The organism is Gemmatimonas sp. (assembly GCF_044345575.1).
Taxonomy (GTDB): domain Bacteria; phylum Gemmatimonadota; class Gemmatimonadetes; order Gemmatimonadales; family Gemmatimonadaceae; genus Gemmatimonas.
Genome location: NZ_JBIJAW010000231.1, coordinates 1 through 5,340, shown reverse-complemented (window position 1 = coordinate 5,340; position 5,340 = coordinate 1). Strand labels below are relative to the sequence as shown.

Annotated in this window: 5 protein-coding genes and 1 pseudogene; 2 read left to right on the top strand and 4 right to left on the bottom strand. The window is 67.0% G+C overall.

Annotated elements, in window-relative coordinates; translation table 11 throughout:
- Positions 1 to 1,340 (bottom strand): annotated as a pseudogene (locus tag ACIQ6O_RS12345) (amidohydrolase); the annotation flags it as partial.
- Positions 1,341 to 1,468: 128 nt separating this feature from the next.
- Between ACIQ6O_RS12345 and ACIQ6O_RS12340 the strand changes: the two are divergent.
- Both ACIQ6O_RS12340 and ACIQ6O_RS12335 read left to right on the top strand, forming a co-directional pair.
- A complete protein-coding gene (locus tag ACIQ6O_RS12340; RefSeq protein ID WP_396208093.1) occupies positions 1,469 to 1,837 on the top strand; it encodes a DUF423 domain-containing protein in 369 nt (122 codons plus the stop codon).
- A gap of 10 nt (positions 1,838 to 1,847) precedes the next feature.
- On the top strand, positions 1,848 to 2,636 hold the full coding sequence (locus tag ACIQ6O_RS12335; protein ID WP_396208092.1) for a sulfite exporter TauE/SafE family protein: 789 nt from the start codon (positions 1,848 to 1,850) through the stop codon (positions 2,634 to 2,636).
- 220 nt (positions 2,637 to 2,856) lie between these two features.
- Here the strand turns inward: ACIQ6O_RS12335 and ACIQ6O_RS12330 are convergent, their stop codons facing one another.
- The 3 genes from ACIQ6O_RS12330 to ACIQ6O_RS12320 all read right to left on the bottom strand — a co-directional run.
- Complete coding sequence (locus ACIQ6O_RS12330; protein ID WP_396208091.1) at positions 2,857 to 4,227, bottom strand: alpha-L-fucosidase; 1,371 nt, start codon at positions 4,225 to 4,227, stop codon at positions 2,857 to 2,859.
- Entirely contained in the window at positions 4,224 to 4,928 is a 705-nt protein-coding gene (locus ACIQ6O_RS12325) for an SDR family oxidoreductase (protein WP_396208090.1), read from the bottom strand. The genes ACIQ6O_RS12330 and ACIQ6O_RS12325 overlap by 4 nt, the downstream gene beginning before the upstream one ends.
- Before the next feature lie 44 nt (positions 4,929 to 4,972).
- The coding region (locus tag ACIQ6O_RS12320; protein ID WP_396208089.1) for a DNA gyrase C-terminal beta-propeller domain-containing protein at positions 4,973 to 5,340 on the bottom strand (368 nt) is incomplete at its 5' end.

The window sequence follows — 5,340 nt, the reverse complement described above, 5'->3', positions numbered from 1 at the left end:
AGGGCCCGCGTGCGCCACACGCCCTTCGTATCGCGATCAGCGCGCATGATCTGCCCACCGCGCGCGTCTTCCCACGTCACGTACGCGAGCGACTTGCCGTCTGGCGACCAGACGGGGCTGAATTCGCCCATGGCCGCGCTGGAGACGCGGGCGGGCTTCATGTCGGCGAACGCCATGACGTACACGCGATCGAGCGCGGTGAAGGCGAGCGACTTGCCATCGGGCGACGGCTGTACGTCGCGGATCTGGCGCGCGGTGAACGAGGGCGCCGTGTCCACCTTGTACGCGAACTTCACTTCCGGGCCGAGTTCGAGCTTCACCTCGGCTTCGAAGGGAATCTTGCTGGGCGCCGTTTTGTCCACCGGCACCCGCCACAGTTCACCGCCGTAGGTCACGACGATGGCCTTGGAGTCAGGCGTGAACGAGTATCCCGGATACGCGTCGAGCGGCGCCCGCGATTCCATATCGTCACGCTGCACGGGGAACGCGAGCCACTCTTCCTGCTGCGTATTCAGGTTGCGCAGCACCAGCCCGGTCTTGGTCTCGAAGCGCGTGGCGTACACGAGCCACTTGCCGTCGGGCGACAGCGCCGGACGCGCGCCGGACCCGTACCGCGTGCTCATCTGCGAGATGCGACCGGATTCGCGATCCCATACGGCGAGCTGGTACTGGGGACCGATGCTGTTGTACTGCCAGTCGCCCTGCCGCGTGGCGAACCACATGTAGCGCGGATCATTGCCGAAGGCCGCCCCCATTTGCTTCACGCTGGGCGCCGCAGCGGGCTGCGTGCTGAGGGGCACGCCGTTACCACCATCGACGTGGTACATCCACAGTTTCGCGGTACCACCAAGGCCACCGGAGCGGGAGGCCACGATGTACTTGCCGTCGGGCGTGTACTCCGGCGACACGTACAGGTTGTTGTTGCCCTTCGTGATCTGCGTACTGTCGCGGTCAGCGAGCGACAGCGTCCACAAGTTGTCGCCGCCGGAGCGGTCGGACACGAACACCACCGACTTGCCGTCGGGGGAGAATCGCGGCTGCGCATCGTAGGCCATGCCGCTCGTCAGGCGCGTGGCCTTACCACCGGCGACGGGTAGCGTGTAGAGGTCGCCGAGCAGGTCGAAGACGAGTGTCGATCCGTCGGGCGAGACGTCAACGCTCATCCACGTGCCTTTCGTGGTCGTGAAGGTGTGCGTACGGGCCGCCTTGAGCGGCAGGCCGGCGTTGGCGCCTGGGCCACCGGGTGCGCCCTGCGCCGACACGGGCACCGCTGACGCGCTGGCCGCACCGAGGGCGAGCGCCAGGGTGTATGCGGCGCGGCGAAGGTGATCTGGGGTCATGCAGACTCCGCGTAAAGGGGTACGAACCTTCAACGGTACGCCATGCTCGCGGGTGCCGATAGCCCAAGCCGGCTCACCACGCCGGCTGTCACCCTAGGCGGACCGTCCTGGCAGACTAGATTCCAACAATGGACCGACTTTTTCTCATGATCGGTGCCCTCTCGGGGGGCATCTCCGTCGCCGCTGGCGCGTTCGGGGCGCACGCGCTGCGCGCACGGGTCGAACCGAGACTCCTCGAAGTGTTCGAGACCGGTGCGCGGTATCAGATGTACCACGCGCTGGCGCTGCTGGCGGTGGCGTGGATTGCGGGCCGCACGCCCGGCACCCTGAGCACGGCAGCTGGGTGGCTCTTCGTGGCCGGCACGCTGCTCTTCTCGGGCTCCCTCTACGCCATGACGTTCACCGGGATCCGCGCGCTTGGCGCCATCACCCCGCTGGGTGGCGTGTGTTTCATCGCCGGCTGGGTGTGTCTCGCCCTCACGGCGCGAGGCAGCTGATCCTTTGGGGATGCTTCTCGCGCAGCCTTCTCTGTCCCAGCTGTCGGCCATCGCCGCCGTGTCCGCGATCAGCGGTGCGGTGAATGCCATCGCGGGCGGCGGGACGCTGCTCACCTTCCCGGCGCTGCTGGGGCTCGGGGTGACGCCGGTCGCGGCCAATGCCACCAGTACCGTGGCGCTGTGGCCCGGCTCGTTTGCCAGCATGATGGGCTATCGGCGCGAGTTGCAGGGCGCCGAGAAATGGGCGGTGAAGCTTGCGATTCCGAGTTTTCTTGGCGGACTGACAGGTGCCGCCCTGCTGATGGCCACGAGCGACGAGCAGTTCCGGGCAATCGTGCCGTGGCTGGTGTTCGGTGCCACGCTGCTGTTCGCCTTTCAGGGGCGGGTGATGAAGTGGCTGCGCCATTACATCGACGAGGTCCCACATGGTCCCACGCCGACGGAGCCCACGCGCGGCATGATGCTGGGCCAATACGTTGTGGCGATCTACGGCGGCTACTTCGGCGCCGGTGCAGGCATCGTGATGCTGGCGGCGTTCGGCCTCATGGGGATGACCAACATCCATCGCATGAATGGCCTCAAGAACTTCAATGGCATCTGTTTCAACGGCATCGCCGCAGCGACGTTCGCCGTGAAGGGGCTCGTGAACTGGCCCATCGCGCTCGTCATGGCCATAGGCTCGAGCGTCGGCGGATACGCGATGTCCGGGCTCGCACAGAAGGTCCCGCAGGCGTGGGTCCGGGGCGCCGTCTCGTTCATCGGCATCGGTAGTGCCGTGTGGCTGTTTCTGTCGCGCTGAGCATTGTTGCCGACCTCGGAAGACTGAAGACTGATGGCGGAAGACTGAAAACTCCCCCGGCCTCTCTCGAGATGCGGGGGAGTTTTCGGCTTTCAGCTATCGGCTATCAGCGTTCGGTCGCCGGTTCCGCTACTTCACACTGATCTGCTTGATCATCCCGTACGCCACGTGCGGCTTGCCGTCCTTCGCATCGGGATCGAAGCGGAGGAGCGCAACCGCGTCACCCCCGATACGCGCGAAGGCTCACGGTAACGGGCTCATCCAGCACCTCGTACTCGACGATGAGGCGCCGCACGGTGGCCGCCGCCGTCACTCTGCGGAGTTGGCGATTGCCGATGGTCGTGCCCGAGGCGAGCACGGGACCGTCGGCACGGTCGGCACGGACCCGCCATGTCGCCACGTGCTGACCACGCTCGATGGGCTCGGCCAGATCGATGGCGGTAACGCGTTGCGGCGTGGGCAACGTGAAGGTGCGCTGCCATGCCTTTCCAACGGCACGTGGTGCCGTGGCCGACAGCGGGATGCGCGTCGCCTGCAACGCGTTGAGCGCCGCGCGCATACCGGCCAGACGGGCGACATCGGTTTCGTGCAGCAGACCGCTGCGCGTGGGCGGGACATTCAGCAGCAGCTTGGAGTTCCGGCCCACGCTCGTAAAGAACAGATCGACCAGGTTCTCCGCCGAACGCACCGCGCTGTCCTCGGCCGCATGATAGAACCACCCCGGCCGAATGGACACATCGGTTTCGCCCGGTCGCCACACGTCACCGTCGGCGTGCCCCTGCTGTAACGCCGTAATCACGTCGTCGCCGCTCGCGCCGATGTACGGCACCGCCGACGATCGAATGGTGCTCCAGCACGTTTCGCCAGCCACCCCGCGCTCGTTGCCGATCCAGCGCACGTCGGGACCGGCGTCGGAGAAGATCACGGCATTCGGCTGCAGTTCGCGCACCAGCGCCCACGTGCGCGGCCAGTCGTATACCTGCCGCTTGCCGTTCGGCCCCTCGCCGTTCGCACCGTCGAACCACACCTCGTTCAGCTCCCCGTAGTTGGTGAACAATTCGGTGAGCTGCGCGATGAACACATCGTTGTAACGCGGCGTATCCCCGTAGGCGGGATGATTGCGATCCCACGGCGAGCAATACAGCCCGACCTTGAGCCCCTCGGCCCGGCACGCCGTCACGAACTCACGCACGACATCGCCCTTCCCGTTCCGCCATGGGCTCGACGCCACCGAGTGTTTCGTGGTGGCCGTGGGCCACAGGCAGAACCCGTCGTGATGCTTCGCCGTGAGGATCATAGCCTTCGCCCCCGCGCTGCGGGCGGCGCGTGCCCACTGCCGAGCATCGAGTGCCACGGGATCGAACAGCGCGGGCGACTCCGTCCCGTCGCCCCATTCACGATCGGTAAAGGTGTTGATGCCGAAGTGCACGAAAAGCGCCAGCTCGTCACGCTGCCAGGCGAGTTGCGCCGCCGTGGGGCGCGGGCGCGCCATCGTGTGGCGAAACGCCAGCGCCGTACGAGGGATACCCACTGCGCAGGCCACGGCGCCAATCCCCAGGTGATGCAGCAGCTCCCGTCGCGTGATGGTCATTCGGTACCCCTCGGGCGCTTGGGCGAAAGAATCCGCACTTCCACCCGGTGCATCAGCACTTCGGGTGGGGTATTCACCACACTCATGACCGCAGCGGCCACGTCATCCGCCAGCAGCTGCGCACTGGCTCGGGGCTCGGCGCGTCCCGAAAAGTCGGTGGCGACCGATCCCGGGCTCACCACACTCACCTTCACGCCCGCGTCTCGCACTTCCAGCATGAGGTTCTCCGCGAACCCCATGACGGCATGCTTGGTGGTGGCATAACCGGCGCCGCCCACGAACGCGCTTCGGCCGGCGATGGAGCCGATGATCACGATGTGGCCACGCCCACGTGCCACCATGCCCGGGAGTAGGGCCCGCGTGACATGAAAGAGGGCGTTCACGTTCACGTCCATCATGCGCTGCCATTCCGCTGGCGTGAGGTCCAGGAGCGGCTTCATCGTCCCCACGCCGGCATTGTGTACGAGCACATCCACCGCGTGTCCCTCGAGACGAGCGGCCACCTGTGCGGGGTCGGCGACGTCGAGCGCCATCGCCTCTGCCCTGCCGCCACGCTGCTCGATGTCGGCCACGAGCGCCTGCAGCGCCTGTTCGTCGCGCGCGGCCCCGATCACCCGATGCTGTTCAGCGAGCCGCAGCGCAATGGCGCGACCGATGCCGCGTGAGGCACCGGTCACGAGCGCCACAGATTCGTGAGACATGCGCGGACCCGTAATGGAGAGGAATGAGCCGTCGCGCCGAGCCGCTATTCGGTCGGCGTAGCCACCAACGCAACGGCCGTGAGGCCACCCGGCCATGCCGATAGCTGCACCGCACGCGTCGCCCGCGCCACCACCGGCACCTCCGCTTCGTCCACTTCCACCGTGGCGCCGCTGCCGGTGACGAACCGGGCCTCACTGTCACTGCTCGCCGTGACCAACCCGACCACGGCCCCGGCCTTCTCGGCCGCCGTGAGCAGCTGCACCCCCTGCCCGCCACGTCCCTGGAGCGGGATGGCATCGACGCTCACGCGCTTCACGTATCCCTGCGACGTGCCGGCGCACACCACCTGACCGGCGTGACCGACGGCCAACGCCACAACGGCATCGCCGTCCTTGAGCGTGATACCACGCA